Source organism: Knoellia sp. p5-6-4 (assembly GCF_029222705.1).
GTDB lineage: Bacteria > Actinomycetota > Actinomycetes > Actinomycetales > Dermatophilaceae > Pedococcus_A.
Map to the genome: position 1 here is coordinate 917,423 of NZ_JARGZF010000001.1, position 26,779 is coordinate 944,201.

Below are 26,779 nucleotides of genomic sequence, written 5' to 3' on the forward strand. Positions count from 1 at the left end.
CATGGCCCGAGAGCTGGGACCTCGGTCTACGAACCGGCGGCTAGCTGCGCGGTCAACGCGTCGGTGAGCAGCGCCACCAGGGCCTCGAGCTGGATGTCGGCCGAGCTCGACACCTCCTCGTCCGAGCCGTCGAGCGCGCGGGCCGCCAGCCCGGCCTTGCTGTCGATGAGCTGGGCGATCTTGGTGTCCATCGTCTGCGCGGCGATGATGCGCCACGCCGTGACGGGGTCACCCTGGCCGATGCGGTGCACGCGGTCGATCGCCTGGGTCTGCTCCGCGTCGGTCCACGACAGCTCGGCGAGCACCACGTTGGAGGCGACCTGCAGGTTGAGGCCGACGCCGGCCGCGGTCAGCGAGCACACCGCGACCGCGACGTCGGGGTCGGTCATGAAGGCGTCGACCTGCTGCTGGCGCACCTTGGAGGTCTGGTCGCCACGGATCGAGGAGTAGCGGATGCCGCGCTTGGCGAACAGCTCCTCGGCGGCGTCCATGACGTCGACGTGCTTGGCGAAGAAGACCACCTTGCCGACGCTGCGGGCCAGCTGCGCGGCGTAGTCGGCGGCGAGCTCGGCCTTCGCCCGGCCGATGCGGCGCAACATGCCGAAGACGTTGCCGTCGGCCTTGCTCGCGTTCGCCTCCTCGCGCTCCCAGGTGGCCACACGCCGCACGAGGTCGTGGTCGATGCCCTCGACGGGCGCACCGGTGCCGCGGGCGGCCAGCGCGCTCTCGTAGCGCTGGACCAGGCGACGGGCGAGCTCGCGCTCGGCGGCGCGAATCGACCGGCCTGCCTCGTCGTCGAGCTCGACCGGGAGGTCGGCGATGCGACGGGCCGGGATGTCGGAGGCCACGTCGACCTTGCGGCGCCGGACGATGCCGAGGTCGATGACGCTCGCGCGGGCCGACGCGTAGAAGCCGGCGTCGGCCGGGCTCAGCCCGACCTCCTCGAGCTTCTCCATGAGGCGGGGCCGCGGCTGCTTGTCGTCGATCCAGCCGAGGAACTGCCAGATGGCCCGGAAGTCCTCGATGTCGTTGATCAGCGGGGTGCCGGTGAGCGCCATCAGCAGCGGGTTGGCGGTGCGCTGGCGGATCCGCTCCGCGAGCTGGAGCACGTGCTGCGAGCGTTGCGAGGACTTGTTCTTGATGAAGTGCGCCTCGTCGACCACCATGCCGCGGAAGCCGAGGTCGCCCAGCCAGCCGACGTGCCGGTCGAGCACCTCGTAGTTGACGACGATGATGTCGGCAAAGCCGTCGATCGTGTGGCCGTCGCCGTGGATGACGGTGGCCTTGTGCTTCGGCGTCCACAGCTGCGCCTCACGGGCCCAGTTGGCCTTGACGACGTTCGGGACGACCGCGAGCAGCGGGTAGGCGTCAGCGGCCTGCGCCGCCAGCAGCGCCTGGGCGGTCTTGCCCAGGCCCGGCTCGTCGGCGAGGAGGAAGGTGCGGTGGCCCTCGCGGGCCGCCTCGACCACCTGCGCCTGGTGGTGCATCAGCTCGTGCCCGCCGGGCGCCTGGAGCGAGGTGGGCTCGGGCAGGTCCATGCAGGACGAGCCGCCGCCCTCCTCGAAGGAGCGGAACAGCGGGCCGAGCAGCTCCCAGCCGGAGAGCCGCCCGTGGCGGACCCGGCGCTGCGGGACGGCGGAGAAGTCGGGGGCGAGGAAGGGGTTGGCGAGCTGGCGGGCCACCACCGACTGGGGCACGACGCGCCGCTCCGCTGGGGCCGTGGTGACGGTCTGCTCCGGCTCCGGCTCGGGCTCCGGCTCGGGCTCCATCCCCGCGGCGGCGAGCATCTCCTGACGCAGCGACTTCGCGGCGCCGGTCACGACGGCGTCCTCGGCGAGCAGCGACAGCAGCGAGGTGTCACGGGCTGCGGTCTTGGCGAGGATCGTGGCGATGCCGTCGAGCCGCTTGAGCTGCTCGGCCCGCTGGCCCTCGGTCACCGTCGCGTCGTCCTTGAGGCGGGCCCGCTCCTCGCGCACGAGCAGCGCGATGACCTGGAACTTGGTGCGGGACGACGGCCGCAGACGACCGCGCTGGGCCGCCCCCTCCACCTCGCGCACCGCCTTGGCGAGCACGGGGAAGAGACCCTCGTCGTCACGCTCGCGGTGGCGCCGCTGCGCGCGGGGTGCGGTGCGGGTCGCGCCGGCCTGGCGCTGGCCTCGTTGAGCCAAGAACTCCTCCTCAGGGGTGCCGCGGCGTGCAGGTGGGAACACGGCATACCCGTGTCCCCCGGCCCTGCGGCCGGGGCGCTGTGTCAGCGAAGGGGATCGGGCCGGCTGGGCACTCCCAGCGGGTCTCCGTCGCGATGACCAGCAGAACGCGCTGCCAACGACGACCGGGTGCGACCCTCGACGGACCGTCCAGCGGTGACCCCCGGCTCCTCGTCGACGACGAGCTGCCCGCCGCCGAGGCGGCGCACTGGCGTGGGCCGGGTCCCCTTCACCACCGATAGTACCGCCCGATGCCCCTCCCGGCCGAGTCGCCGTGCGGCAAAGGTCCGGTATGCCGCGGACCACGTGCCCCCTCCCGGCTCCCGGACCGGACGGGGTTTGGCCAATCGGTCGGTGGTCCTCGCCCGGGCGTGTCACGCTTCATCAGGAGCTGTGGGGGTACCCGGCACGGGAGAGGGGCCAGCTGACCATGGGCGGAGCCGACTTCGCACACACACTGGTGGCGCTGGCCCTGCTGCTCGCGGCCGCCCACGGCGTCGGCCACCTCTTCACCCTGCTGCGCCAGCCCCGCGTCATCGGCGAGATCGCCGGAGGCCTCGTGCTTGGCCCGACCCTGCTCGGGTCCCTGTGGCCTGACCTGCAGGCCCGTGTCTTCCCCACCGAGGGGTCGGTCGCAGCGGTGCTCGGCTGGGCCTCCCAGCTCGGGCTGTTGCTGCTGATGTTCTGCTCCGGCGCCGAGATGCGCTCCCTCTTCCGCCGCGACGAGAGCCGTCTGGTCGGCCTGGTCACCGTGACCGGAGTGGTGCTGCCGTTCGCGGCGGGCGCGTTGCTGTTCAGGTTCCTGGACTCCGAGGAGCTGCTCGGGCCGGCCCAGAACGGGACGGCCCTGATGCTCGTCTTCGGGCTCGCGATCGCGGTGACGAGCATCCCCGTGATCTCCAGGATCATGCTCGACCTCGGCGTCATCGAGTCGTCCTTCGCCCGGATCGTGCTCGGCGTGGCGGTCATCGAGGACGTCGTGGTCTACGTGGTGCTCGCCCTCGCCCTCGGCATGGTCAGCGTGGAGGGCAGCGCGGACTTCGGTGTGCCCGGCCTGCTCGGACTGGAGGCCGGCAGCACCGGCAGCATGGTGTTCCACGGGCTCGCGACGCTGGCCGTCTTCGCCCTCATGCTGACCCTCGGGCCGCGCGGCTTCCGCTGGACCCGGCGGCAGCGCTGGAACCTCGTGGCCAGCAGCAACCCGCTCGCCTACCTGCTGCTGTTCATCTTCGGCGGGGCGCTGCTGTGCATCGTGCTGGGGGTGACGGCCCTGTTCGGTGCGTTCCTCGCCGGCATCGCAGCCAGTGCGGCCAAGGGGCCGAAGGTCGTCGCGGCCAGGGAGTCGATCCGGTCGATCTCCTTCGCCTTCTTCATCCCGGTCTACTTCGCCACCGTGGGCCTCCAGCTCGACCTGGTGCGTCACTTCGACATCGTGTTCTTCGCCTGGTTCCTCCTCTTCGCCTGCCTCGCGAAGTCCGGCAGCGTCTACCTGGGCGCCCGGCTGGCCGGTGAGGGGTCCCGCGCCTCGCGCAACCTGGCGATCGCCACCAACGCGCGCGGCGGCCCCGGCATCGTGCTCGCCTCGGTCACGTATGCCGCGGGCATCATCAGCCAGGAGTTCTACGCAGCCCTGGTGATGCTGGCCCTCGTCACCTCCATGCTGGCCGGCACCTGGCTCGGCCACATCGTCCGCTCCGGGCGGCCGCTGCGCCCGGGCGACCGGGCGACCTTGCCACGGGCCGGTGTCCCCGGGGGCCCCAGCACCCGCAATTGACGTACGTCGTGCACTAGCCCCCGGACTAGCCCGTACGGGCCATATTTTTCCCTTGCGGCACAACGAAATCGGCGTGTTTCCGGACACATCGGCGACCATTTGCGGCGGTGCGGCGGACCCCATGCAAACAGCGGACTAACACCGTCTACGACATGCCTATGCTGGCGAGTCACCACGGGCGGGAAGGGCCGCCGAGGGTCTGCGACAGAGGGGGTTGCGGCGTGCTGTCGTTCGTTCTGGGTTCGGGCAGGTGCGGGTCCACGCTGGTCACTGAGCTGGCCGCTCGTCATCCTGACGTCGGCTTCATCTCCAACGTCGACGACAAGTTCGGGCTGCTGAACCTCAAGGGCCGGTGGAACAACGCGCTCTTCAACCGCTCGTCCGAGCGGGACCCGTCGCTGCGGCCGTTCAAGGACCGGCGCCAGGTCATCGAGCCGGGCCGCTTCCGGGTCGCGCCGTCCGAGGGCTGGGAGGTGCTGGAGCGTCAGGTCTCCACGATGTTCCCCCAGCCGTGTCGTGACCTCGTCGCCGCGGACGCCACGCCATGGCTGCAGAAGCGCATCGCCGACTTCTTCGACAGCCGCATGGAGGCCCAGGGCAAGCCCGTGTTCGTGCACCACCTGACGGGCTGGCCCCGCTCGGGCCTGCTGAGGACGGTGTACCCGCAGGCCCGGTTCGTGCACGTCGTGAGGGACGGGCGCGCCGTCGCCAACTCGTGGCTCCAGATGGGCTGGTGGGACGGGTACCGGGGGCCGGACAGCTGGTACCTCGGCCCGCTCTCCCACGCCGACCGCCAGGAGTGGGAGGAGTCCAACCGCTCGTTCGTGGTCCTCGCCGGGCTCGGCTGGCGGATCCTGATCGACGCCATCGACCAGGCCCGTGCGCTGGTCCCCGAGGGCCAGTGGCTCGACGTGCGTCTCGAGGACCTCATGGAGGACCCGCGCGGCAAGACCGCGGAGGTGCTCGAGTTCCTCGGGCTGGAGTGGACGCCGCAGTACGAGGCCGGCTTCCGCAGGCACACGTTCCAGGCCAGCCGCGGGGTGGCCTGGCAGCGGGACCTCAGCGCCGAGCAGGTCCACCTGCTCGAGCGCACCATCGCCAAACCGCTTGCCACCTACGGCTACGAGCTCACCGACTCGGCGCCGGGGCACAACTGAGGGGAGACACCAGTGACACAGGAGATCGTGGCGCCACGCACCCCGGCGTGGGAGCTGCCACTCAACGAGAAGACCTGCCTGATGTACGTCGTCCGGCACGGGACGACGACCATGAACGTCGAGAACCGCTATCGGGGCCGGTGCGACGTCCCGCTCGACGCGCAGGGCTACCAGGACGCCGTCGACGCGGCGCGCCAGCTCTCCAAGGTGGGGCTCAAGGCCGTCTACACCGGTGGCCTGCGGCGGACCATCGCCACGGCGCAGATCATCGCCGACGAGGCGAGGATCCCGGACATCCGCGTGATGCACGGGCTCATCAACGTCGACTACGGGGCGTGGGAGGGCCTGACCGCCCACGAGGCGCAGATGTACGACCCGGAGGCCTTCGAGGCCTACCGCACCTCGCCCTCGACGGCGGTCTGCCCCAACGGCGAGCGCCTGCGTGACGCGCAGAAGCGCATGCTGGAAGCGCTGCAGATCATCGCCGCCCGCCACGAGGGAGAGCGCGTCGCGGTGATCTCGCACGCGGTCATGATCCGGCTGGCCGTGGCGGCGCTCGAGGGCACCGATGGAGAGCAGTGGCGCATCCCCGTGGGCCGGGGGTCGTTCACTGCCATGGCCGCCGAGGGCGGTCGACTCTCACTCGTACAGCTGCCGTCCGGCAGCGACGTCGACTGACAACACAGCAGAGGGGATGGGTATGCGACGAACGTGGGGGCGAACGGCCGCAGGAGTGGCCGCCGCGGTGCTCACCGTGGCAGGTCTCGGATGGGGCACCAGCGCGGTGGCCGCCACACCGGGGGGTGCCACGGCCGGTGCCACGGCCGAGTTGGCGGGCGACCCGGTGGTCATGGTCGCGGGCGACATCGCGTGCGCCCCGGGCTCGAGCCGCGGCCGCAAGTGCCGCGACGACCTGACGGCGGAGAAGCTGGCGGACGCCACGCACGTGCTGACCGTCGGCGACAACCAGTACAACTGCGGACAGCTGAGCGCGTACTACAACGCGTACGACAAGACCTGGGGGAGGTACCTCGACAAGACCTACCCCGTCGTCGGTGAGGACGAGTACTCGGGTGGCGGTTGCTCGACGCCCGGCGCCTCCGGCTACTTCACCTACTTCGCCTCCCGGGCCCAGCAGGGCGACTGCACCAAGGCGTGCAAGGGCTGGTACAGCTACGACATCGGGGACAACTGGCACGTGGTCGCCCTGAACACCGCATGTGACGAACCGGGCGTCGGCGGCTGCAGCGGCACCAGCGCCCAGGTGAAGTGGCTCAAGCAGGACCTGGCCGACACCAACGCGCGCTGCATCATGGCCGTCATGCACCGGCCCTACTGGTCCAACGGCAACACCGTGCGGAAGTTCAAGCCGATCATCCAGGCCCTCTACGACGGCGGAGCCGACGTGGTGCTGACCGGCAACTCGCATCTGTACGCGCGGTACGCGCAGCAGAACCCGGACAGCAAGGTCGACACCGCCAAGGGGATGCGGGCCTTCATCGTCGGCACTGGCGGCAAGAGCCACTCCACGCTCGCCAGCCCCAGGCTGCCGAACTTCGAGGCCGGCGACGACAAGACCTTCGGCGTCCTCAGGCTCGACCTCGGCGCCAGCAGCTACGACTGGAAGTACGTCCAGGCCTACCCGGCCTCACCGGTCTTCACCGACACCGGCACGACCACCTGCCACTGACGGAACGAACCGGCAGCGGTCCCGGACCACCGACGTGGTCCGGGACCGCTGTTCGTCCTGGTTCGAGGTCACCTCGCCCCCGCTCGGGGCTCACCGGACGCGCACCCAGGGGTTTGCCCAGTACCCGGTGCTGTTGTAGCGGTCACCGGGGAACGCCAGCGACAGCCGACGGTGCCCCGCGGTAGCCGGAGGTGCCGTCGCCGTCGCACGTCACGGCGCGCGACCCCGTGGTGGAGGCAGCCTCGAGCGCGGGGGTGGGCACGCCGGCAGCCGGCGGGATGCTCTCGACGCCGGGCGAGCAGTCCAGCGGCCCGAGGACAGTGGCCCCCCGACCAATCGCCAGCAACCCGTAGGCGTCGATCCCGGTGGCCGCCAGCGCCACCGTGCCGATGAGGGCCGTGGCGACCACCGTGGCGATCATCCGTCGACGTGAGGTGGCTGGCGGGGTGGTCATGGCCGTGGGCAGTCCTTCGTCGTGGCACGGGGGCCGTCCGGTGTCGGCCGGCGCAAGGCTAGGTGCCGGCGGCGGTCACGAGGGCGCGACGTGGCGTGGACGGGACCTGCGAGGTGCCCTTTGTGCCCGAACGGATGAGGCCCGGGCTCCGAGCGGGCGAGGCCTGCGCTCCGAGCGGGCGAGGCCCGCGACCCGACGGGTGACCGGTGGGACAGACGGAAGCGGCCCTCACAGTGTCTGTGAGGGCCGCTTCCGGGCTACTGCCTTCAGTAGCGGGGGCAGGATTTGAACCTGCGACCTCCGGGTTATGAGCCCGGCGAGCTACCGAGCTGCTCCACCCCGCGTCGGTAGACCCAACCTTACGCGAGCGTGCCTTTCAGGGGCAAATCCGCCCTCGGACCGGGGCGGGCGCACCCGGCCCCGGCCGGCTCACCTGCTCGTCGTCGGCGTCGGCGTGGCGGTGCCGGTCGGGGTCGGGGTGACCGTGGCCGTACCACCCTGCGGAGCGGCCTCCACCGCCCGCTGGATGGCGTCGTCGAGGCGCTTCTGCGCCTCCCCGTAGGCCGCGAAGTCGCCGTCCCTGAGCGCCTCCCGACCGTCGTCGTAGGCGGCCTGGATGTCCTCGAGCGCCTGGGCGAGCGCCGCTGCGTCGCTGCCGGTCGGCGGCTTCGTCGGCGTCGGGCCGGACCCGCTGCCGGTGTCGCCGGCCTCGGCGCCCGAGCTGCCCCCGAAGAGCCCGTCGAGGGCGCCGGTCAGGGTGTCGGACCACGCCAGCTTGTCGCCGAAGGCCACCACGGTCGCGCGCGACAGCGGGTAGGCGGAGTTGCCACTGGCGCGGACGTAGATCGGCTGCACGTAGAGCAGCCCGCCGCCGACCGGGAGCGTCAGCAGGTTGCCCATCGTGACGCGCGAGCCCTGCTGCCGGCTCTGGTTGAGGAACTGGTTCAGCGTCAGTGTGAACGCCTCGGACGTCACGTTCGAGGAGTTGATGTCGTTCGCCACCTGACCCGGACCCTTGACGGTGGTGTCGCGCGGCAGCTCGAGCAGCCGCAGCTTGCCGTAGCCGACCTTGCGCGTGCCGTCCTCGGAGCCTGCGTCGGCGTCCACGGCCAGGAAGCCCGAGAGCACCTCGCGGTCACCCGTGGGCTGGAAGGTCGTCGTCAGCGAGAAGCTCGGCGACTGCTGGCCGGGCATGGCGAGCGTCAGGTAGTAGGGCGGCTGGTAGACGGCGGAGGCGGTGTCCTCCCGGGTCGGGTCGTTGGGCACCCGCCAGAAGTCCTGGCCGCCGTAGAAGGAGTCCGCGTCGGTCACGTGGTAGCGCGACAGCACCATGCGCTGCACCTTGAACAGGTCCTCGGGGTAGCGCAGGTGCGACATCAGGTCGCCGCTGATCTCGCTCATCGGCCGCACCGTGCCGTCGAAGGCCTTCGACCACGCCTTCAGCACGGGGTCCTGCTCGTCCCAGGTGTAGAGCCGGACGCGGCCGTCGAACGCGTCGACTGTCGCCTTGACCGAGTTGCGGATGTAGTTGATCTGCCCCGTGCTGATGGCCCGGACCGCGCTCGAGGTCTCGGTGACCGAGTCCGACGTGGCGTTGTCGATGTCCTGCAGGCGCGAGTACGGGTAGTCGGCCGAGGTCGTGTAGCCGTCCACGATCCACTGGATCCGGCCACCGACCACGGCCGGGTAGGGGTTCCCGTCGAGGGTCAGCCAGGGCGCGACCTTCTTGACGCGCTCGAGCGGCTCGCGCGTGTAGAGCAGCCGGGAGTCCTCGTTCACCGCATCGGACAGCAGGAACTTCAGCTCCCGGTACTTGATGGCGTAGGCCGCCTGGCGCATGAACGACCCGATCTCCACACCGCCGCTGCCGTTGTAGGTGTTGTTCTTCTGGCCCGCCGCGCTGCTGTCCGGGTAGTCGAACTCGCGCGGCCGGGTGCCTTCCGAGGCGCCGACGATGGAGTAGGTCGGCGACTTCTCGCCGAAGTAGATGCGCGGCTCGAACGCGGGGAGCTTGCCGACCGGCGGGATGTTCTGCTGGTAGAAGACCGGCTGCCCGTCCTCACCGCGACGGTTGCCGTAGGCCGCCACGAGCCCGAAGCCGTGGGTGTAGACGGTGTGGTCGTTGATCCAGTTGCGCTGGTTCGCGGGCACGCCGGCCAGGTCGAGCTCGCGCACCGCGATGACGGTGTCCTGCTTCTTGCCGTCGATGGTGTAGCGGTCGACGTCCAGGGAGTCCGGGAAGCCGTAGTAGGACTTCACCGCCTGCAGCTGCTGGAACGTCGGCGACACGACGTTGGGGTCGACCAGCCGGATCCCCGGGATGGTGTCGGCGTCGTCGCGCAGCTGGTTCCGGGTCGCCGTGGTGCCCGCCTCGTAGACCTGCGTCTCCACGCCGTCGAGGCCGTAGGCCGCGCGGGTCGCGGCGATGCTGCGGGCGAGGTAGGGAGCCTCCCGGGTCTTCTCCGACGGCTTGACCCGGAAGTTCTGGATGAGCGCCGGGTAGATGCCGCCCACCACGACCGCCGTGACGGTCAGCAGGGCGACGCCGATGACGGGGAGGCGCCACGAGCGGGTCCAGAGCGAGGCGATGAACAGGCCGGCCGTCATCAGCGCGGCCACGGCCAGGATCGCCTTCGTCGGCATGACCGCGGTCGCGTCGGTGTACCGGATTCCCGTCAGGAGCGGCGACTCCTTCGTCACGAGCGAGTAGCGGTCAACCCAGTAGGTGGCGGCCCGGACGAGCACCAGTGCCGCGATGAGGACGGCCAGGTGGGTGCGGGCGGCGTGGGTGGTGCGCTCCCCGCGACCCTGCAGCTGCACCCCGCCGTAGACGTAGTGGGTGAAGGCGGCCGCGATGAGGGCCATGATCAGCATCATCGTCAGGAAGCCGAGCACGAACCTGAGCCAGGGCAGCGTGAAGACGAAGAACGCGATGTCCATGCCGAAGTGCGGGTCCTTCTTCCCGAACGGCACGCTGTTGCGCCACAGGAGGAACGCCTTCCACTGCCCCGCGGCGCCGGTGCCGGCGAGGAACCCGAGGATCACCGGGATGCCGATCGTCGCGACACGGCGCAGCGGCTCGATGGCCTCGCGGTACTGGTCGAGGTTCTGCTGCTGCGGCGTGACGGGCGCGTAGACCGGCCGGGTCCGGTAGCCGACGACCAGGCTCGAGGCGACCAGGCCCGCGGTGAGGATGAACCCCACCGTGAAGAGCAGGACCTTGGTGGTGACCTCGGTGGTGAAGACGTGGGTGTAGCCGAGGGAGTCGAACCACAGGATGTCGGTCCACAGGCCCGCCGCGAGCGACACCAGGACGGCCAGGGCACCCAGGATCGCGACCGTGGGTCCGAGCGGTCCCCGCTTCCTGCGCAGGCCCAGCGGACCACGTCCGCCCGGACGCCCACCGCCGGGGCGGCCCATGCCCGGGGGCGTGGGCCGACCGCCCTCGTGAGGAGGGCCACCGGCGCCGAACCACTCTGAAGAACTCACGACACGCCCGATCTGCCTGGGGCGGACACCCGACGCACCGCCTCATTCAGTGCCAACTTACCGAGTGCTGCCGGGGTTCCCCACAGGGTCGGCGAATACCGGGTCCGGCCCCTTTGCCGGGTGCGGCTGGGCATGGGGCACCATGGCCCCGTGACCTCCCAGCCCCAGCCCGTCGCGGACCCGCTGACCATCGCCGCCCTCGACACCGAGCGGCACGTCGCCGCCTCGGGGTGGGACCAGAACCCCCGGGTCTTCGCGCTCGTGCCCACCGCGGACCTGCTCGAGCGCGAGCCGCACCTGCGGGCCGGCCTGAGCGGCTCGGACCTCGCCCCCGGCGCCCTGTCGGCGGTCGAGCAGGAGGACCTGCCCCGCACGTCCTCGCTGGAGTCGCTGCTGGGCCGGATGTCGTGGCCCGAGACGGTGGTGGGCGTCGCCCTCGCCGTCGAGCGCGTCGTGGTGCCGCCGGAGGCCGAGCGGGACCTGCCCGCCAACCCGGAGCAGGCGATGGAGGCGCTCGCCGGCCACCCCGACCGGCGCGACGTGCGGCTGCTCGTCGCGGTGACCCGTGACGGGCAGAGCCGCTGCCTGCTGCGCCAGCGCGCCCACGACAGCAACGACCAGGTTGCCATGGGCGAGGACCTCGCCCCCGGCCTGGTGCACGCGCTCCGGGCGACGCTGCAGGACTGAGCCGCGCCCGCGGCATACCGGCCGGGCCGCGCGTCAGCGCGTGCAGGTCGGCAGGGCGTCCGCCTGCTTCGCGGCGATGTCCTGAACGGCCTTGCGCGCCTCGTCGAACGTCGAGACACGCACGACCCGGAGCCCGTCGGGCACGTGGTCGACGACCTCGTCGCAGTTGTCCGCCGGGGCGAGGAACCATTTCGCCCCGCCGTCGCGGGCACCCACCAGCTTCTGCCGGATGCCGCCGATCGGCCCGACGGCGCCGGAGGAGTCGATCGTCCCGGTGCCGGCGATGTGCTGCCCGCCGGTCAGTGCCCCGGGCGTGAGGGTGTCGTAGATGCCCAGGGCGAACATGGTGCCCGCCGACGGACCGCCGACGTCGCCGGCGTGGATCTGCACGTCGACCGGGAAGTCGAACTCGCGCCCGAGGAAGACGCCGATCGTCGCGCGCCCGTCGGAGTCGCGGGTCGTGGCCTCCACGTCGACCAGGGAGCCGTCCCGGCGCAGCTGCATCGAGACGGTGTCGCCGGGCTCGTGCTTCTGGATCACGGTGCGCACGTCCTCGGAGCTGCGGATCGGCTGGCCGTCGACGGCGACGATCTGGTCGTCCTTCCTCAGCTGGTCGGCCGACGGGGCGTCGTCCGCGACCTTGGCGATGGTCACCCGCTCGGTGACCGGCTTGCCGAGCGCCTTGAGGGCCACCGCGATGGCCTCCTGCTGGGAGCCGACCATCTCGGCGGTGTTCTCCTCCTCGACCTGCTTGCTGGTCAGGCCCTTGGGGAAGATGAGCTCCTCGTCGTAGACGTCGCTGGTCGGGTCGATCGCGGCCCAGAGCACCTCCCAGGCGTTGACCTTGTCACCGGGGCCGCCGAGCACGCGCACGGTCGTGAAGTCGAGGGTCCCGCTCGTGGGGAAGGTCTCGGCGCCCTTGACCGTGATCAGCGGCTTGTCCTCGATCGTGCCGAGGGTGTTGGAGATCGGACCCGGCTGCATCACCACGTAGGGCATGCCGACGATCGACAGCACGGCCGCGAGCGCGATGCCGAGGAAGACCCCGGCGAGGGTGTAGACCGAGCGGCGCGACAGCCGGTAGGGGTCGGGACCGTCGAGCGCCGGCGCAGGCGGCCCGGACGACGGGGGCGGAGGGCTCGGCATCCGGGTCACGGGAGGCCGACCCACTCGTCGGAGCCGTCGGCGAAGCGCTGGTGCTTCCAGATCGGCACGGTCGACTTGAGGGTGTCGATGAGGTCGCGGCACGCGGTGAACGCCTCGCCCCGGTGCGGGGCGGCCACGGCGACCACGACAGCGGTGTCGCCCACCTCGAGGTGGCCCGTGCGGTGCACGGCTGCCAGGCGCCCGATGCCGTGCCGGCCACCGACCTCCTCGCACACCCGCCGCAGGGTCTCGACGGCGCTCGGGTGCGCGGAGTAGTCCAGCGCCGCGACGTCACTGCCGTGGTCGTGGTCGCGCACCACGCCGACGAAGAGCGCGATGCCGCCGCACTCGGGGTGCCTCACCGCCGCGAGCACCTCGTCCACCGACAGCGGCTCCTCGCGCACGTCGCACAGCACCACCGTGGTGGGGGGTTCTGCCGCAGCGGCGTCCTCGCCGCTCGTGGCACCCTCGCCGGTCAGCCTGGTCACGATCCACCTCCCCTGCGGCGCCTGCGCCGCATGATCGCCGCCGTGCCCACCATGGCCACTGCGGCGCTGGCGGCGCCGAGCGCCGCGTCCTTGCGGTCGAGCCGTCGGGCGGCCACCGCGTGCGATCCCCGGATCCCGTCGAGCAGGACGCCGAGACATGTTGCATTGTCGTATGCCGGTTCCCAGCCGTGTGCGCGCAGGGTCCCGGAGGACACCACCCACGGGTGGAGCACGAAGGCCAGGTCACTGGCCGGGGTCGGCAACACCCCAACGCGGTGGAGCCGGTCCGCGGTTCCCTGGGCGACGGCGAGGCTCAGCTCGACCCGCCGCATGCCCGTGAGGCGCTCCACCTCGTCCTGGGTCAGCCAACCCTCGCTGCCCACCGTCAGGGCGGGGCCGAGACCGTGGCTGGCGACCACGGCAACCGCCGACCCGAGGTCGTCGACGTGGCAGAACTGCCACACCGGCTCGGCTCCCTTGACGGCGAGCAGCCGCGGGGCCTCGAAGTGACGCGTGATGACCGTGTCGACGCCGTCGCCGACCAGGGCGGCCGGCCGCAGCACCGTGATCCGCAGCCCCGGGTGGACCTCACGCGCCACCGCCACCAGCTGCTCGACGTCCATCAGGTCGCCGACCTGGCCCCCGTCGGTCACCGCCCTCAGCGGCGCGTCGTCGTCGAGGGGCACGGGGTTGTCCGGTCGCGCACCGAAGACCTTCGCGCTGGTGACGACGACCAGGTGGCCCACGCCGGCCGCCGCCGCAGCGGTGATGACCGTCTGCGCCCGCCGCAGGCTGCGGTCCCGGCGGACGGCCCGCCCCTCCTCGAGCTCACGGGCGAGGTCGTCGCGCGCCGCCACGTAGACCGCGGTGTCGACGTCGTGCAGGGCTGCGGCCAGGGACGGGTCGCCCGGGTCGCCCGCGCGCCACTCGGTGCCGCCCACCTCGGGAGGCTCGGGGCTGACCGCCACCACCGACGCGATCCGGGCGCCGCCGCGCTCGCCTGCACCGCCACGGGCCGCCGCCCCCACGAGCTCGCGCAGCACGGCACGGCCGACGGGCCCCGGCGCGCCGACCACGGCGACGGTGACGGCGCTACGCCGGGAGCGAACCGCGCCCCGGGGGGAACTCACTGTGGCCTCCACGTGGTTGTCTAGTGGAGACACATCCTCGCAGCAGGCCACAGGAGCCGTCGTGCCAGACCAGCCCATCCCCCCCGGACCTTCCGATCCCGATGACGAGCAGCGGGACCAGCGGGGTGACGACAGGGAGCAGCCCGACCAGCCCGACGCGGGCGACCAGGGCGGCGGCAGGCCGCGCTTCGAGCCGCTGCGCCCCAGCTCGCCCGGCCAGTCCGGCACGCCCGGCCCGTCGCGCCCCGCCGGCTTCGGAGCCGGAGCCGGAGCGGCTCCGGGCGAGGGCACCGGCGGCTCCGGCTCAGGACTCCCGCCGGAGATCGAGGCGATGATCTCCGGCCTCACCGGAGGTCAGGGCCTCGACCCGGAGATGGCCCGGATGCTGCAGGGCATGGGCATCGAGAACATCGACCCCGCCATGCTCCAGATGATGACCGCGCAGGTGCAGGCGATGTTCTCCGGCTCGAGCGACGAGCCCTTCAACCTCGCCATGGCCACCGACGCCGCTCGCAAGGCCGTGGCCGCCGCCGGTGACCCGTCGGTCTCCGCCTCGGAGGCGGCCAAGGTCGCCCAGGCGGCCTCGGTGGCCGGCCTGTGGCTCGACCAGGTGACCGACTTCGGCCCGCCCGGGATCAGCACCCACGCGTGGAGCCGGTCGGAGTGGGTCGAGGCGACCATGCCCACCTGGCGCAGCCTGGTCGAGCCCGTCGCCGAGGGCGTCGGCCGCGCGATCAGCACCGCCATGCGCGGCCAGCTCGAGCAGCTCGGCGAGGGCGCCCTGCCCGAGGGCGTGCTCCCTGCCGGCATGGACCCCAAGGCGCTGCTCGGGCAGATGGAGCCGATGCTCGCCCGGATGAGCGGCTCGATGTTCGGCCTCCAGGTCGGCCAGGCCGTGGGGGCGCTCGCCCAGGAGATCGTCAGCGGCACCGAGGTCGGGCTGCCCCTGGTCAGCGACCAGGCCGTGGCCCTGCTGCCGGACAACGTCGCGGCGTTCGCGGAGGGCCTCGAGGTCGACCTCGACCAGGTCCGGCTCTACCTCGCCGTGCGCGAGGCCGCCCGGGTGCGGCTGTTCGCCGACGTGCCCTGGCTCGGGCCCCAGCTGCTCGCCGCGGTACGCGACTACGCCCGCGACATCACCATCGACACCGAGCGGATCGAGGCCGGCCTCCAGCAGGTCGACCCCACCAACGCCGAGGCCCTGCAGGCCGCGCTGCAGGACCAGCTCTTCCGCCCCGATCCCAGCCCGGCCCAGAAGGCCGCCCTCGGCCGGCTCGAGACCTACCTCGCGCTCGTCGAGGGCTGGGTCGACGTCGTCACCGAGCGCGCCACCCGCGACCACCTGCCGCAGACCGCGGCCCTCGGGGAGGCGGTGCGCCGCCGCCGCGCCACCGGTGGGCCGGCGGAGAAGGTGTTCAGCGGCCTGGTCGGCCTCGAGCTGCGCCCGCGACGCCTGCGCGACGCGGCCAACCTCTTCGCAGCGGTGGAGGCCAAGCACGGTGCCGCCGCCCGCGACGCCGCGTGGGGCCACCCCGACGTGGCGCCGACCGCAGCCGACCTCGACGACCCGCTCGGCTACGTAGAGCGCGTCGGGTCCCCCACCGGCAGCGACCTCGACGCCGCCCTGGACGAGCTGCTGCGCGAGGACGGGACGGGCGGCGCTGGCGGGGGCGGCGCTGGCGGGGGCGGCACCGGCGGGGACGGCCGGTGACGGCAGCCTCGACGGGTGCCCCCACGGCATACCTCGCGCTGCGCGAGGACGCGCGCGCCGTGCTGCGCTCGTGGGACGCCCCGGACCCCCAGCAGGACGCGCTGCGCGTCGAGCTGCTCGAGCACCTCGACGCGCACGAGGACGCCATGTGGAAGCAGGGGCCGCCCGCCCACCTGACTGCGAGCGCCCTGGTGCTCAACCCCAGCCTCGACAAGGTGCTGCTCACCCTGCACGCCAAGGCGGGCCTGTGGCTGCAGTTCGGCGGCCACTTCGAGCCGCAGGACACCTCGGTGCTGGCAGCCGCCACGCGTGAGGCACGCGAGGAGTCCGGGATCACCGCCCTGGAGCTGGTCCCGGCGCTGGTGCACGTCGACCGGCACCGCCTCATCGCCTCGGGTTTCGGGCGCTGCCGCGAGCACCTCGACCTGCGGTACGCCGGCGTCGCCACCGACGAGGCCGGGTTCGCGGTCAGCGAGGAGTCGCTCGACGTGCGCTGGTGGGGCGTGGACGACCTGCCCGCAGACAGTGGCGAGGAGATCCTGCCCCTGGCGCGAGCGGCGCGCCGGCTACTCGGCTGAGCCCGGCGCCGGGTCGACCGCGAGCGCGGCGACGCCGTCCTGCTCCCTGGCCTCCTCGGGCTCCCCGCCGGAGCCGGCCTGGGCCAGGTCGAGCTGGGCCGCGGCAGCGACGCCCTCGAGGTAGCCCCGGGCCCGCTCGGTGCGGGGGAAGCCGCCGACGAGCGACCAGAAGTCCTTGCCGTGCCCGGGCACGATCAGGTGGGCGAGCTCGTGCAGCACGACGTAGTCGAGCACGTAGCCCGGCATGCCGCGTACCCGCGTGGAGATGCGGATGCTGCCGTCGGCCGGGGTGCACGACCCCCACCGGGACTGCTGGTTGTCGACCCACCGGATGCTGGCCGGCTTGGCGAGCCCGCCGAGGTGTCGCCGGGAGAGCTCCTCGGCGCGGGCGGTCAGCTCCGCGTCGCTGGGGCTGCGACGGCGGTCACCGGCGTCGAGCCGGTGGACCATCGTCGACACCCACTGGCGCTCCTCAGCCTTGGTGAAGCGGGCCGGGATCAGCACGACGGTGCGCCCGTCCTCGCGGTAGGCGCTCACCGTGCGACGGCGCCGGCGACTGCGCCGGACCTCGACCTCGGGCGTGTCCACTCCCCGAACATAGGCCACCGATGCCTGCTGACCCAGGTTTTTGCGGCCAACCCCACACCGGGTCGGGGTATCTGCGCGGGTCATGATGCTCGCGAATACCCCGAACGGGGAAGCAGGTCAGCGGCCGTGGAAGACCGGCGCACGCTTCTGCGCGGCGGCCGCGATGCCCTCGTGCAGGTCCTCGCTCGCCAGCGTGACGGCTTGCGCGAGGGCCTCCCACTCCAGCGCCCGCTCGAAGGTGGCGTGGCCGCCGTCGCGCACCGCCTGCAGCGTCAGCCGGGTCGCGATCGGGGCAGCGGCCGCGATCCGGTCGGCCGCCTCGAGGGCGTGGCCGAGCACCTCCTCGGCCGGCGCCGCCAGCGAGACCAGCCCCAGGCCGACGGCCTCCTGACCTGTGACGATGCGCCCGGTGAGCAGCAGGTCGCGGGCCACGGCGTGACCGGCGACGTCGGGCAGCGACCAGGTCGTCGCCATTCCGGGGTGCAGCCCCAGCGAGGTGAACGGCACCCCCAGCCGGGCGTCAGCGGCGGCATACCGGATGTCCATGGCGAGGGCGAGCGCGAAGCCGGCCCCGATGGCGTGGCCGTTGAGGGCGGCGATGGTCGGCACCTCGAGCTGCTTGACCGTCAGCCATGAGCGGTAGAAGGCCAGCATGCGCTCGCGCAGGTCGACGACGGGGGCGTCGGGCTCGGAGACGATCCACGACAGGTCGCCGCCGGCGTTGAACGCCGAGCCCTCGCCGGTCACCACCACGGCCGCCAGCTCGGGGTCCTCGCGGAGCAGCCCCATGAGCCGCACCCACGACCGGGTCATCGCCGTGCTCATCGAGTTGCGGCGCTCGGGCAGGTCGAAGGTGACGACGGCGATCCGCCGGCCGGAGGCCTCGCGCGCCTCCACCCGCAGGTCCTCGAAGGGGCTGGTCCACCACTGCGCCGGCGATTCGGGGGTCATGGGCGAGAGCCTAGGGGGGTCCCGCTGAGCACGGCCGACACGCCCCGCTGCGCGATTTTGTGCTCAGCATGGTCTACGGTTGCCGAAGTCCAGCACCGCAACCGTGCGGTGATATCGACAAGGAGACAGACGCGATGGCTGACGAGACCTACAAGGGCGAGTTCTACTGCGTGAAGTGCAAGGAGAAGCGCGAGGCCGAGGGCAAGGTCGTCGAGACCAACGGCCGCCGCATGGCCAAGGGTGTGTGCCCCGTCTGCGGCACCAACCTCAACCGCATTCTCGGCAAGGCCTGAGGCAGCGCCTCACCCAGCTAGCCAACGCGCGAGGGGCGGGACGTCCGGCTTCGGCCGGGTCCCGCCCCTCTCGCGTGCCCGGCGTGCCCGGCGGGCGCTGCGGCGCTGCGGGCCCTGTGGACGACGACGCCGCGGCTTCCCCGCGCTGTGCCAGATTGGGCGCTCCACCCCACCAGCCCGGTCCGCGAGGAGGCGGTCGATGGTCGCCCGGCCCCGCCTGAAGGCGCAGTTCCGCCCCTTGCGGCGTGGTGCCGGGCAGGTGCAGCTCGGGCTCGACCCGGCCGTCGGGGTGGTGCTCGAGGGGCTCGCTGATGACGAGATCTGCCTGCTCGAGCGGCTCGACGGCAGCCTCGACGAGCCCGGCGCCACCGCCTGGGCGGCCGAGCGCGGCATCCCGCCCGAACGGGTGGCGGCGATCCTGCACACCCTGCGCAGCCACGCCCTCACGGTGGAGTCGCCGGCGCACCGGCTCGACCTCGCCAGCCTGCCCTCGCCGCTGCGCGCCACCCTGCGCCCGGACGCCGAGGCCCTCGCCTGCGCCTACCGCAACCGCGACGACGGGTATGCCGTGCTCGGCCGCCGCACCCGCCGCAGGGTGCTGGTGGTGGGTGCTGGCAGCCTGCCGGCCCTGCTCGCGCAGGCGCTGCGGCAGGCCGGGGTGGGCCTGGTGACGAGCGGACGGTACGCGGCCGACGCGCCTACCGGGGCACCGCCCGACGTCGCGGTGCTCGTCGCCGTCGGCGCGCTGGCTGCGGACGCGGCCACCGCCTGGGTGCGCGCCCGCGTGCCGCACCTGCCGGTGGTGCTGCACGGCACCAGCGCTGAGGTCGGCCCCCTGGTCGTGCCCGGCGCCGGGCCGTGCCTGCGCTGCCTCGACCTCACCCGGGCCGACCACGACCCCGCCTGGCCCGCTGTAATGGCCCAGCTGGCCCCGGCCGCCGTGGGCCCGCCGGCGGAGGTCTCGGGCGAGACCTCGCTGGCCTTCGCCACGGCGGGCCTGGCGGCCATGACGGTGCTGGCCGCGCTCGACGGCCACGAGAGCGCCCCCGGCACCTCCGTCCGGATCGGCCTGTCGGTCCCCCGCCTGAGCGAGCGGGTCTGGGCACCGCACCCGCAGTGCGGCTGCCCCAGCGGTGGCGCCCCGGCTGGGCGGATGGGGCAAAGCCCGAGCCGGAGCGCCGATCCTCCGGTGCGTCAGCGACAATGGCGGGGTGAGTGACCTTCCGCGCAAAGCGGTCAGCCGCACCGCCCGCCTCGCCAGCCTCCCGCTGGGGTTCGCCGGGCGGACTGCCGTGGGGCTGGGCAAGCGCGTCGGCGGAAAGCCCGCAGAGGCGGTGGCCGCCGAGCTGCAGGCCCGCACCGCCGAGCAGCTGTTCAAGGTGCTCGGCGAGCTCAAGGGCGGCGCCATGAAGTTCGGCCAGGCACTGTCCGTCATGGAGGCGGCCATGCCCGAGGAGATCGCCGGACCCTACCGGGCGACCCTCACCAAGCTGCAGGAAGCCGCCCCGCCCATGCCGGCCGCCACCGTGCACCGGGTGCTGGCGGCGGAGCTGGGGCCACGCTGGCGGACCGCGAAGTTCCAGTCCTTCGACGACACCCCCGCGGCGGCCGCCTCCATCGGGCAGGTGCACCGGGCGGTCTGGCGCGACGGACGGCCGGTGGCCGTGAAGATCCAGTACCCCGGGGCGGCGGAGGCCCTGGTCAGCGACCTGAACCAGCTGGCCCGGGTGGCCCGGGTGGCCGGTGGATGGATCCCCGGCATCGACATCAAGCCGATCACCGACGAGCTCAAGTCGCGGATGCGCGAGGAGCTCGACTACAACCTCGAGGCGGCCAGCCAGCGGCGCTTCGCCAGGGTGTTCCGCGACGACCCGCACTTCGTGGTGCCCGACGTGCTGGTCAACAGCGAGCACGTCATCGTCTCGGAGTGGCTCGACGGCACCCCGCTGTCGCAGATCGTGGCCTCCGGCACCCGAGAGCAGCGCAACGAGGCCTCCCGGCTCTACCTGGAGTTCCTCATGGTCGGCCCGCACCGGGCCGGCCTGCTGCACGCCGACCCGCACCCGGGCAACTTCCGGCTCACGCCCGACGGCCGGCTCGGCGTCATCGACTTCGGGGCCGTCAACCGGCTCCCCGGCGGCCTTCCCTCGGCGATGGGCGAGCTCATCTCCGACGCGCTCGAGGGCGACGCGCTCGCGCTCGCCGACGGCCTGCGCCGCGAGGGCTTCATCAAGCCGGCGATGCAGGTCGACCCGCACGAGGTGCTGGCCTACCTCGACCCGCTCATCGAGCCGATGCGCCACGAGGAGTTCGAGTTCAGCCGGGCCTGGCTGCGCGGCATGGCCCAGCACATCAACGACGTGCGCCAGCCCGAGTTCCTCACCGGGATGAAGCTGAACCTGCCGCCGTCCTACCTGCTGATCCACCGGGTCTGGCTCGGCGGCATCGGCGTCCTGTGCCAGCTCGACGGCGTGGTCCCCGCGCGCGCGATCATCATCGAGCACATGCCGGGCATGCGACTGCGCCACCTGCCGCCCGCCACTGACTGATCACCACCACGACGAGTCGAGCTTGCCCTCGATGCTGCGCAGGTGCTGCCGGCTGCACCGGTCGCACGTCCAGACGTCGCGGCCGTTCTCCACCCCCCGGGTCCAGGTGAGCCGGGCCAGCGCCTCGTCCTCGGGGGTGGCGCCACAGGTGGTGCACACCACGGGGCCGGCCTGCCCCACCGCCGCCGGCGTCTCGGCGGGGTCCGGTCCCCCCGACATACCCCTCAGCCCTTCTTCGGGCCGGACGCCTTGGCCGCCGCCTTGGCGGCCTGCTTGAACTCCCGCACCTTCTGCAGCGACTCCGGGTCGACGACGTCGGCGACGGAACGGTAGGAGCCGTCCTGGGCGTAGGGGCCGATCGCCTCCTGCCAGCCCGCCGGCCGGACCCCGAGCTGCTTGCCGAGGAGGGCGGCGAAGATGCGCGCCTTCTGGTCGCCGAACCCGGGCAGCGCCTTGAGCCGGGCCAGCAGGTCGGCGCCGTCGGCCGCCTCCGTCCAGAGGGTCTCGGCCCGGCCGTCGTAGTCGTCGCGCACCACCGCGGCGAGCGCCTGGATGCGCCCGGCCATGGAGCGTCCGTAGCGGTGGATCGCCGGGGGCGTCGCGCACAGGTCGGCGAAGGCCTCCTGCTCGGCCTCCGCGATGCGCGCCGGGTCGAGCGTGCCGAACCGGTCGAGCACCTTGGCGGGGCCACGGAAGGCGTGCTCCATCGGGTACTGCTGGTCGAGCAGCATCCCCACCAGGAGGGCGAACGGGTCGCTGCTCAGCACCTCGTCGGCGTGCTCGTCCTGGGCGATGCGGATGGTGGGCTGGGCGGTGGCCATGGCGGCAGCGTAGCCAGCCGCGCGCCGCGGCCGGTACCCGTGCGGGGGTCAGTGCAGGTAGACGAACCCCGGCCCCTCGTCGCGGTACGGGATGCCGAGCGCGTCGAGCGCCGGGGCCCACGAGCCGGTCACCGTCTGGTCGGCGCCCTCGAACCCGTGGTCGGCGGTCAGCAGGAACGTCACCTCGTCGGTGACCCCCAGGGCGTCGAGGTGGTCGAGGAAGGCCACCAGCCGTCGGTCAGCCTGCCGGAAGGCGTCACGCGCCATGTCGGAGCGCGGCCCCGCCCCGTGGTGGCCGGCGTCGGTGACGACGTTGGCCCACCAGGTGAGCACCGGCGCGGTGGCCGGGTCGGCCCACAGCTGCAGCATCTGCTGCAGGCCGAGGTCGTCGACCTGCACCCCCCAGCGGAAATATCCGTCGTCGAGGTACGCCGGGTCACCCAGGAAAGGTGAGGTGTGCGGGTCGGGCAGCTGGTCGCCGAGCCCGCCTGCGCCGCGGCTGTTGCCGCTGGCCCGGATGAGCTGCATCGTCGCGTAGTCGGCGCCGCGGTCGATGGCCTCGTCGACGCTGGCCGTGCGCGGGCTCTGCCGCGGCGGCACGTGGTCGTTCACCATCTCGAAGACGGTGCGGGCCTCGGGGTGCAGCCACTCGGCGCTGCGGTGCCACGTCGCCTCGTCGTTGGGCACGACGCGCTCGCCGGTGGCCCGGTCGAAGTAGACGTTGCCCAGCACCCCGTGCCGTCCCGGCCCCAGTCCGGTGAGGATCGAGGTGTGGTTGGTCAGCGTGACGCTGGGGAACTCCGCCACCGCACCGCCGCGCAGGGCCACCCCACGCTCGATGAGCCGGGCCACGCCCGGCAGGTCGCCCTTCTCGGCGAGGTGCAGCAGGTCGCTGCAGTGGGCACCGTCCCACAGGATGCCGACGACCCGGCGCGGCTGCCCTTCGGGCAGTGGTTCGAGGTATGCCGTGAGCGGGCTGCCGTCGAGCGGGTCCCCTTCTCCGTCAACGAGGTCGGAGTCCGGCACGCCCGCCAGGTGGGCCAGGGTGGGCCCGACGTCGACCAGGCGCGCGTGCTCGTCGACCGGCCCACGACGGGTGACCCGCGCCCCCGAGAGGATGAGCGGCGCCCGGGACTGGATGACGTCGAGGGAGCCGTGCTCGCCGTGGTGCCCGCCCTCGTCGGGGAAGAAGTGGCGCGGGGTGTGCACAACTGCGACGTCGGGGCTTCGCTCGGGGTGGGCGAACAGCGAGAGGATGCGCTCGGCGGCATACGGGTAGGCGTTGTCGGTGGACACCCGCGGCCCCTCGCCGTCGATCTCCCGCTCGTACGGCAGGAACGCCATCGGGTCCTCGCTGGCGATCGGGTCGGTGCCCTCGAGCACCTCGTGCCGACCACCGGGGTGCAGCCGCACCCGGCCGAGGTGGTTGGCGGCGTGCGCCACGCGGCTGCCGTCGCCCGCGGTCTCCACCCACAGCACGAGGTCGACCATGGCGGCGAGGTCAGGGGCGCACAGCGCGGCGATGACGGCATCACGGGGCATGGCCCAACCCTAGGGGCGCCCCCTGCCGCACAACGGCGAACCCACCCGGACTCGGCGTCCGGGTGGGTTCGCGTGGTGGTGCGTCACCTCATCGGGCCAGCATGCGCGGCAGCTGGAGCATCAGCTCCTGCTGGGCGCGCCGCTGGAGCTGGCGCTCGAACTCGCGCTGGCGGCGCCTGCGATGGGCTCGGGCGAGGTCTGCGTGCAAGGACTGGAACATGGTGGATCTCCTGGTGAGGACAAGACTGAGGACATCTGGTGGGCGGGTGCGGCCCGCGGGCTCGGCGGCAACGGCCGAGCCCACGAGCGCACCGGAGGTGTGGAGGGCGGCGGTGGTCGTCATCAGGCAGCCACCGGGTTCTTGCGCGGGCGGCCACGGGGACGCTTGCGGGCGACGATCGCCCCCTGGATGAAGAGCTCACCGCCCCAGACGCCCCACGGCTCGGCGCGGTCGATGGCTCCCGCCAGGCACGCGGCGCGGGCCGGGCACGTCCCGCAGAGCGCCTTGGCGAACTCGACCCCCTCCGGGCTCTCGGCGAACCACATCTCGGCGTCGTTCTCCTGACACGGGATGCCGGCGCCGGCCACAGCGGCCTGCTCGTTCAGGTCGTGGAGTGCGCTCAACTGCATCGGGTGTCACCTCCCCTTTTCGTCCCCGTCACGGTGGTGACGGCCTCTCGGCTGCTGGTCAGGTCTCCGAACCCCTGGTGGAGGGCCTTCGACCGGTACTGATCGGTGCTGTCCTGCTCATTCATCGGTGGTGCTGCCATCTGGTGCTGGTCTGCCTTTGCTGGTGTGGTCCGAGGCAAACCCGTCTGCTGGGACAAACGAAAAAGGCCGCGGATCCCGGATGTCGGGTTCCGCGGCCTTTGAAGAGACCTGGGGCTTTCGCCTAGACAGGTGGCTCTCCGGTGCGGAGGTGGACGACATCCAAGTGGTCGAGAACGGTGGTCTTGGGGGCGGTGGCGCCGAAGCGGCGACCGGCGTAGGGGGCCGGGCGCACCTTGACGGCGAACACGCCACGGGCATCGGAGGCGACGCCGGACACAGTGGTCCCCTGGATCCAGACACGAGTGGCCGCGAGGCGGATCGGGTTGGCCTGCGGGCAGACGGAAAGGACGCTGGAGATCTGCGTCGTCGTCGTCATGGTGATGCTCTCCATCAGGGCCAACCCTCCTTCTGCTTCTCGCGGTCCCCAGCCGGCCGGCGGGCCGCTGGGCTTGACGTTCGAAAAGAGTAGCGGCTGGCGAGAAGGGCCAGCAACGTATTTAACGGGTTTCCTGCCAAGAATTTGCAGGACTTCTTCTCAGTCCCCGGATTCCCTTGCGGCAGAGGCACTTTCGAAGACCTCGACGGCGTCGGCCCCACCGAGGATGGCCAGGACCTGCGCGCCGTAGAGGCCGAGCTTGCGTGCACCCACACCGGCAATGCGTGACAGATCGGACTCGTCGGCCGGCTCTGCCTCGGCAATGGCGGTCAGCGTCGCGTCGGTGAAGACGACGTAGGCCGGCACGCTCGCCGCGCGCGCGGTGGCAAGCCGCCACTCGCGCAGCCGCTCAAAGGTCGCCTCGTCGTAGCTCGGCGGGCACTCGTCGCACCGGCCGGTCTTGCGCTGGGCGGCGGTGACCAGCTCCGCGCCGCAGCCCTTGCACTTCGCGGGCAGGGACGGCTTGAGGGAGGCTCCCCGCGAGCCTGCGGCACGGGCCGCCTTGCGCGGCGCCCGCGCGCCATCGCCGAGGATGCTTGCCGTGCCGTCGAGGAAGCGCGACGGCCGCCGCGTGGCCCGTGCGCCGGGGGTGCGGGCCCCGGCCCACGACAGGCGCAGCTCGCGGCGGGCGCGGGTCATGCCGACGTACATCAGGCGGCGCTCCTCCTCGATCGCCTCCGCGGTGTCGGCCATGGCGATCGGCAGGAAGCCGTCGGAGACCCCGGCGAGGAAGACGGTGTCCCACTCCAGGCCTTTGGCGGCATGCAGCGACGCCAGCGTCACCCCCTGCACGGTGGGCGCGTGCTGGGCGGCGGCCCGCTCGTCGAGCTCGCGCACGAACTGGGGCAGCCGCGCATCGGGGCTGGTGGCGACGAGCTCGTCGGCGAGCGCGGCGAGGGCGGCGAGCGACTCCCAGCGCTCACGGGTCGCGCCTCCGCTCGAGGGGGCTTCGCGCGTCCACCCGGCGCCGACGAGGATGTCGCGCACGAGGTCGGTCAGGGGCTGGCTGCCGTCGTCGGAGCGGGCTCCGCCGCGCATCAGCAGGATGGCGTCGCGGACCTCCTTGCGCGCGAAGAACCGCTCGCCTCCGCGCACCAGGTAGGGGATGTCGCGCTCGGCCAGCGCCGACTCGAAGGCCTCGGACTGCCCGTTGGTGCGGAACAGGATCGCCATGTCGGCAGGTGAGGCGCCGGCGGCCACCCGCTCGGCGATCTCCCCCGCGATGGCCGCGGCCTCGGCCGGGTCGTCGGGGTGGGAGCTGAGCACGGGCTGTGGCCCGGGCTCGGCCTGGGCCTCGAGCTGGACGCTGTGGCTGCGCGCCTGGCCGCCCGGCCCGCGGACCACGAGGTTGGCCAGCGAGACGATCTGGGGCGTCGAGCGGTAGTTGCGCACGAGCCGCACCACCTTGGCCCGCGGGTGCTTCTGGGTGAACCCCAGCAGGTGACGAGGGCTGGCGCCCGTGAAGGAGTAGATGGTCTGGGTGGGGTCGCCCACGACGCAGACGTCGTCGCGCTCCCCCACCCACAGGTCGAGCAGGCGCTGCTGGAGGGCGTTGACGTCCTGGTACTCGTCGACGACGAAGTGGCGGTACTGCTGGCGCACCGTGCGCGCGATGTCGTCGTGCTCGGCGAGGATGCCCACCGTCACCAGCAGCACGTCCTCGAAGTCGATGACGCCCCGGTCGGCCTTGACCTCCTCGTAGACCTCGAGGAGTCGAGCCATCCCGGTGGCGTCGATGCCCGGGGGCTCGCGGCGCGCGGCGGTGGCGGCCGCGGCATACGTCTCGGGGGTGAGCATGTTGACCTTGGCCCACTCCACCTCCGCGGCGAGGTCGCGGATGCCGGTGCGGTCGAACTGCAGCCGCAGCGACGCCGCGGCCTGCGCCACGGCGGGCGCCTTGTGGCTCATCACCTCGGGCGCCGCCCCGCCGACGGCCTGGGGCCAGAAGTAGTGGAGCTGGCGCAGCGCAGCGGCGTGGAAGGTGCGGGCCTGCACGCCACCGACGCCGAGGTCGCGCAGCCGGGTGCGCATCTCACCGGCCGCACGCGCCGTGAAGGTCACGGCCAGCACCCGCTGCGGCTGGTAGGCGCCGGCGAGGACGCCGTAGGCGATGCGGTGGGTGATCGCCCTGGTCTTGCCGGTGCCGGCCCCGGCCAGCACGCACATCGGCCCCAGCGGGCTCGCCGCCACCTCGCGCTGCTCGGGGTCGAGCGCGGCCAGGACGGCGTCGGCGGAGGGATGGGTGGGGAGGGCGGGGCTGGTCGTCGACATCGCAGGTGAGTCTCTCAGACCTCCCCGACGGAGCTCGATCGGGAAG

25 protein-coding genes and 1 tRNA gene are annotated in these 26,779 nt (G+C 72.6%); 10 read left to right on the forward strand and 16 right to left on the reverse strand.

All coding sequences use genetic code 11. The features are described 5' to 3' along the window. Nucleotides 1-26 precede the first annotated feature (26 nt). Nucleotides 27-2,168 carry a DEAD/DEAH box helicase gene (locus P2F65_RS04380; RefSeq protein WP_275804535.1) on the reverse strand — a complete coding sequence of 714 codons (2,142 nt, stop codon included), beginning with the start codon at nucleotides 2,166-2,168 and terminating at the stop codon, nucleotides 27-29. 469 nt (nucleotides 2,169-2,637) lie between these two features. On the opposite strand from P2F65_RS04380, the gene P2F65_RS04385 reads away from it, so the two are divergent. The 4 genes from P2F65_RS04385 (at nucleotide 2,638) to P2F65_RS04400 (ending at nucleotide 6,828) form a co-directional block, all read left to right on the forward strand. Further along, nucleotides 2,638-3,981, forward strand: coding sequence for a cation:proton antiporter (locus P2F65_RS04385; RefSeq protein WP_275804537.1), 1,344 nt, complete (start codon nucleotides 2,638-2,640; stop codon nucleotides 3,979-3,981). Between the two features lie 221 nt (nucleotides 3,982-4,202). After that, on the forward strand, nucleotides 4,203-5,138 hold the full coding sequence (locus P2F65_RS04390; RefSeq protein WP_275804539.1) for a sulfotransferase: 936 nt from the start codon (nucleotides 4,203-4,205) through the stop codon (nucleotides 5,136-5,138). A 12-nt stretch (nucleotides 5,139-5,150) separates the two neighbouring features. Next, nucleotides 5,151-5,816, forward strand: a complete 666-nt coding sequence (locus P2F65_RS04395; protein WP_275804541.1) for a histidine phosphatase family protein — start codon at nucleotides 5,151-5,153, stop codon at nucleotides 5,814-5,816. Between the two features lie 22 nt (nucleotides 5,817-5,838). After that, complete coding sequence (locus P2F65_RS04400) at nucleotides 5,839-6,828, forward strand: metallophosphoesterase (protein WP_275804543.1); 990 nt, start codon at nucleotides 5,839-5,841, stop codon at nucleotides 6,826-6,828. A gap of 142 nt (nucleotides 6,829-6,970) precedes the next feature. On the opposite strand, the gene P2F65_RS04405 is transcribed toward P2F65_RS04400, so the two are convergent. From P2F65_RS04405 to P2F65_RS04415, 3 genes are all read right to left on the reverse strand, one after another. Continuing rightward, nucleotides 6,971-7,282 (reverse strand): hypothetical protein, encoded by a 312-nt coding sequence (locus P2F65_RS04405; RefSeq protein ID WP_275804545.1) that lies wholly within the window; start codon nucleotides 7,280-7,282, stop codon nucleotides 6,971-6,973. A 270-nt stretch (nucleotides 7,283-7,552) separates the two neighbouring features. After that, a tRNA-Met gene (locus P2F65_RS04410) sits at nucleotides 7,553-7,626 on the reverse strand. 85 nt (nucleotides 7,627-7,711) lie between these two features. Continuing rightward, the gene (locus P2F65_RS04415; protein WP_275804547.1) at nucleotides 7,712-10,702 is read right to left on the reverse strand and encodes a UPF0182 family protein; all 2,991 of its coding nucleotides are present in this window, start codon (nucleotides 10,700-10,702) and stop codon (nucleotides 7,712-7,714) included. A 201-nt stretch (nucleotides 10,703-10,903) separates the two neighbouring features. Here P2F65_RS04415 and P2F65_RS04420 point away from each other — a divergent pair, with 201 nt between their 5' ends. Then, nucleotides 10,904-11,458, forward strand: a complete 555-nt coding sequence (locus P2F65_RS04420) for a PPA1309 family protein (RefSeq protein ID WP_275804549.1) — start codon at nucleotides 10,904-10,906, stop codon at nucleotides 11,456-11,458. A 33-nt stretch (nucleotides 11,459-11,491) separates the two neighbouring features. On the opposite strand, the gene P2F65_RS04425 is transcribed toward P2F65_RS04420, so the two are convergent. From P2F65_RS04425 to P2F65_RS04435, 3 genes are all read right to left on the reverse strand, one after another. Further along, nucleotides 11,492-12,604, reverse strand: a complete 1,113-nt coding sequence (locus tag P2F65_RS04425) for a PDZ domain-containing protein (protein WP_275804552.1) — start codon at nucleotides 12,602-12,604, stop codon at nucleotides 11,492-11,494. Nucleotides 12,605-12,609: 5 nt separating this feature from the next. After that, entirely contained in the window at nucleotides 12,610-13,023 is a 414-nt protein-coding gene (locus P2F65_RS04430; RefSeq protein ID WP_275807276.1) for a molybdenum cofactor biosynthesis protein MoaE, read from the reverse strand. A gap of 65 nt (nucleotides 13,024-13,088) precedes the next feature. Next, nucleotides 13,089-14,222 carry an NAD(P)H-binding protein gene (locus P2F65_RS04435; protein ID WP_275804554.1) on the reverse strand — a complete coding sequence of 378 codons (1,134 nt, stop codon included), beginning with the start codon at nucleotides 14,220-14,222 and terminating at the stop codon, nucleotides 13,089-13,091. Between the two features lie 61 nt (nucleotides 14,223-14,283). On the opposite strand from P2F65_RS04435, the gene P2F65_RS04440 reads away from it, so the two are divergent. Together P2F65_RS04440 and P2F65_RS04445 are read left to right on the forward strand one after the other, a co-directional pair. After that, entirely contained in the window at nucleotides 14,284-15,933 is a 1,650-nt protein-coding gene (locus tag P2F65_RS04440) for a zinc-dependent metalloprotease (protein WP_275804556.1), read from the forward strand. Beyond that, a complete protein-coding gene (locus tag P2F65_RS04445; protein WP_275804557.1) occupies nucleotides 15,930-16,511 on the forward strand; it encodes an NUDIX domain-containing protein in 582 nt (193 codons plus the stop codon). Before P2F65_RS04440 ends, P2F65_RS04445 begins: the two co-directional genes overlap by 4 nt. On the opposite strand, the gene P2F65_RS04450 is transcribed toward P2F65_RS04445, so the two are convergent. Then, entirely contained in the window at nucleotides 16,500-17,099 is a 600-nt protein-coding gene (locus tag P2F65_RS04450) for a M48 family metallopeptidase (RefSeq protein ID WP_275804559.1), read from the reverse strand. The genes P2F65_RS04445 and P2F65_RS04450 overlap by 12 nt on opposite strands. A 117-nt stretch (nucleotides 17,100-17,216) precedes the next feature. After that, the gene (locus tag P2F65_RS04455; protein WP_275804561.1) at nucleotides 17,217-18,050 is read right to left on the reverse strand and encodes an enoyl-CoA hydratase/isomerase family protein; all 834 of its coding nucleotides are present in this window, start codon (nucleotides 18,048-18,050) and stop codon (nucleotides 17,217-17,219) included. Nucleotides 18,051-18,184: 134 nt separating this feature from the next. Here P2F65_RS04455 and P2F65_RS04460 point away from each other — a divergent pair, with 134 nt between their 5' ends. The 3 genes from P2F65_RS04460 (at nucleotide 18,185) to P2F65_RS04470 (ending at nucleotide 20,892) form a co-directional block, all read left to right on the forward strand. Next, nucleotides 18,185-18,343, forward strand: a complete 159-nt coding sequence (locus tag P2F65_RS04460) for a DUF5679 domain-containing protein (RefSeq protein ID WP_091756008.1) — start codon at nucleotides 18,185-18,187, stop codon at nucleotides 18,341-18,343. A 199-nt stretch (nucleotides 18,344-18,542) separates the two neighbouring features. Then, nucleotides 18,543-19,562, forward strand: coding sequence for a TOMM precursor leader peptide-binding protein (locus tag P2F65_RS04465; protein ID WP_275804564.1), 1,020 nt, complete (start codon nucleotides 18,543-18,545; stop codon nucleotides 19,560-19,562). After that, complete coding sequence (locus tag P2F65_RS04470) at nucleotides 19,555-20,892, forward strand: AarF/ABC1/UbiB kinase family protein (protein ID WP_275804566.1); 1,338 nt, start codon at nucleotides 19,555-19,557, stop codon at nucleotides 20,890-20,892. Before P2F65_RS04465 ends, P2F65_RS04470 begins: the two co-directional genes overlap by 8 nt. Here the strand turns inward: P2F65_RS04470 and P2F65_RS04475 are convergent, their stop codons facing one another. The 7 genes from P2F65_RS04475 to P2F65_RS04505 all read right to left on the reverse strand — a co-directional run bounded on the left by P2F65_RS04475 (nucleotide 20,893) and on the right by P2F65_RS04505 (nucleotide 26,733). After that, nucleotides 20,893-21,111, reverse strand: coding sequence for a hypothetical protein (locus P2F65_RS04475; protein ID WP_275804568.1), 219 nt, complete (start codon nucleotides 21,109-21,111; stop codon nucleotides 20,893-20,895). Between the two features lie 5 nt (nucleotides 21,112-21,116). Continuing rightward, nucleotides 21,117-21,713: an HhH-GPD-type base excision DNA repair protein gene (locus P2F65_RS04480; RefSeq protein WP_275804569.1), complete on the reverse strand. Its 597-nt coding sequence runs from the start codon at nucleotides 21,711-21,713 to the stop codon at nucleotides 21,117-21,119. A 48-nt stretch (nucleotides 21,714-21,761) separates the two neighbouring features. Then, nucleotides 21,762-23,255 carry an alkaline phosphatase family protein gene (locus P2F65_RS04485; protein ID WP_275804571.1) on the reverse strand — a complete coding sequence of 498 codons (1,494 nt, stop codon included), beginning with the start codon at nucleotides 23,253-23,255 and terminating at the stop codon, nucleotides 21,762-21,764. A gap of 88 nt (nucleotides 23,256-23,343) precedes the next feature. After that, nucleotides 23,344-23,598: a hypothetical protein gene (locus P2F65_RS04490; protein WP_275804573.1), complete on the reverse strand. Its 255-nt coding sequence runs from the start codon at nucleotides 23,596-23,598 to the stop codon at nucleotides 23,344-23,346. Then, nucleotides 23,598-23,885, reverse strand: a complete 288-nt coding sequence (locus P2F65_RS04495; protein ID WP_275804574.1) for a WhiB family transcriptional regulator — start codon at nucleotides 23,883-23,885, stop codon at nucleotides 23,598-23,600. The genes P2F65_RS04490 and P2F65_RS04495 overlap by 1 nt, the downstream gene beginning before the upstream one ends. Before the next feature lie 262 nt (nucleotides 23,886-24,147). After that, nucleotides 24,148-24,417, reverse strand: a complete 270-nt coding sequence (locus P2F65_RS04500) for a hypothetical protein (protein ID WP_275804576.1) — start codon at nucleotides 24,415-24,417, stop codon at nucleotides 24,148-24,150. Nucleotides 24,418-24,561: 144 nt separating this feature from the next. After that, nucleotides 24,562-26,733: an ATP-dependent DNA helicase UvrD2 gene (locus tag P2F65_RS04505; RefSeq protein WP_275804578.1), complete on the reverse strand. Its 2,172-nt coding sequence runs from the start codon at nucleotides 26,731-26,733 to the stop codon at nucleotides 24,562-24,564. Nucleotides 26,734-26,779: the final 46 nt, after the last annotated feature.

Coding starts and splice junctions, on each gene's coding strand:
- P2F65_RS04460 (WP_091756008.1), top strand. CDS start 18,185: ATGGCTGACGAGACCTACAAGGGCGAGTTCTACTGCGTGAAGTGCAAG.
- P2F65_RS04420 (WP_275804549.1), top strand. CDS start 10,904: ATGGGGCACCATGGCCCCGTGACCTCCCAGCCCCAGCCCGTCGCGGAC.
- P2F65_RS04415 (WP_275804547.1), bottom strand. CDS start 10,702: ATGGGCCGCCCCGGCGGTGGGCGTCCGGGCGGACGTGGTCCGCTGGGC.
- P2F65_RS04455 (WP_275804561.1), bottom strand. CDS start 18,050: ATGACCCCCGAATCGCCGGCGCAGTGGTGGACCAGCCCCTTCGAGGAC.
- P2F65_RS04475 (WP_275804568.1), bottom strand. CDS start 21,111: ATGTCGGGGGGACCGGACCCCGCCGAGACGCCGGCGGCGGTGGGGCAG.
- P2F65_RS04505 (WP_275804578.1), bottom strand. CDS start 26,733: ATGTCGACGACCAGCCCCGCCCTCCCCACCCATCCCTCCGCCGACGCC.
- P2F65_RS04485 (WP_275804571.1), bottom strand. CDS start 23,255: ATGCCCCGTGATGCCGTCATCGCCGCGCTGTGCGCCCCTGACCTCGCC.
- P2F65_RS04500 (WP_275804576.1), bottom strand. CDS start 24,417: ATGGAGAGCATCACCATGACGACGACGACGCAGATCTCCAGCGTCCTT.
- P2F65_RS04405 (WP_275804545.1), bottom strand. CDS start 7,282: ATGACCACCCCGCCAGCCACCTCACGTCGACGGATGATCGCCACGGTG.
- P2F65_RS04425 (WP_275804552.1), bottom strand. CDS start 12,604: ATGCCGAGCCCTCCGCCCCCGTCGTCCGGGCCGCCTGCGCCGGCGCTC.
- P2F65_RS04400 (WP_275804543.1), top strand. CDS start 5,839: ATGCGACGAACGTGGGGGCGAACGGCCGCAGGAGTGGCCGCCGCGGTG.
- P2F65_RS04480 (WP_275804569.1), bottom strand. CDS start 21,713: ATGGCCACCGCCCAGCCCACCATCCGCATCGCCCAGGACGAGCACGCC.
- P2F65_RS04385 (WP_275804537.1), top strand. CDS start 2,638: ATGGGCGGAGCCGACTTCGCACACACACTGGTGGCGCTGGCCCTGCTG.
- P2F65_RS04490 (WP_275804573.1), bottom strand. CDS start 23,598: ATGACGACCACCGCCGCCCTCCACACCTCCGGTGCGCTCGTGGGCTCG.
- P2F65_RS04465 (WP_275804564.1), top strand. CDS start 18,543: ATGGTCGCCCGGCCCCGCCTGAAGGCGCAGTTCCGCCCCTTGCGGCGT.
- P2F65_RS04495 (WP_275804574.1), bottom strand. CDS start 23,885: ATGCAGTTGAGCGCACTCCACGACCTGAACGAGCAGGCCGCTGTGGCC.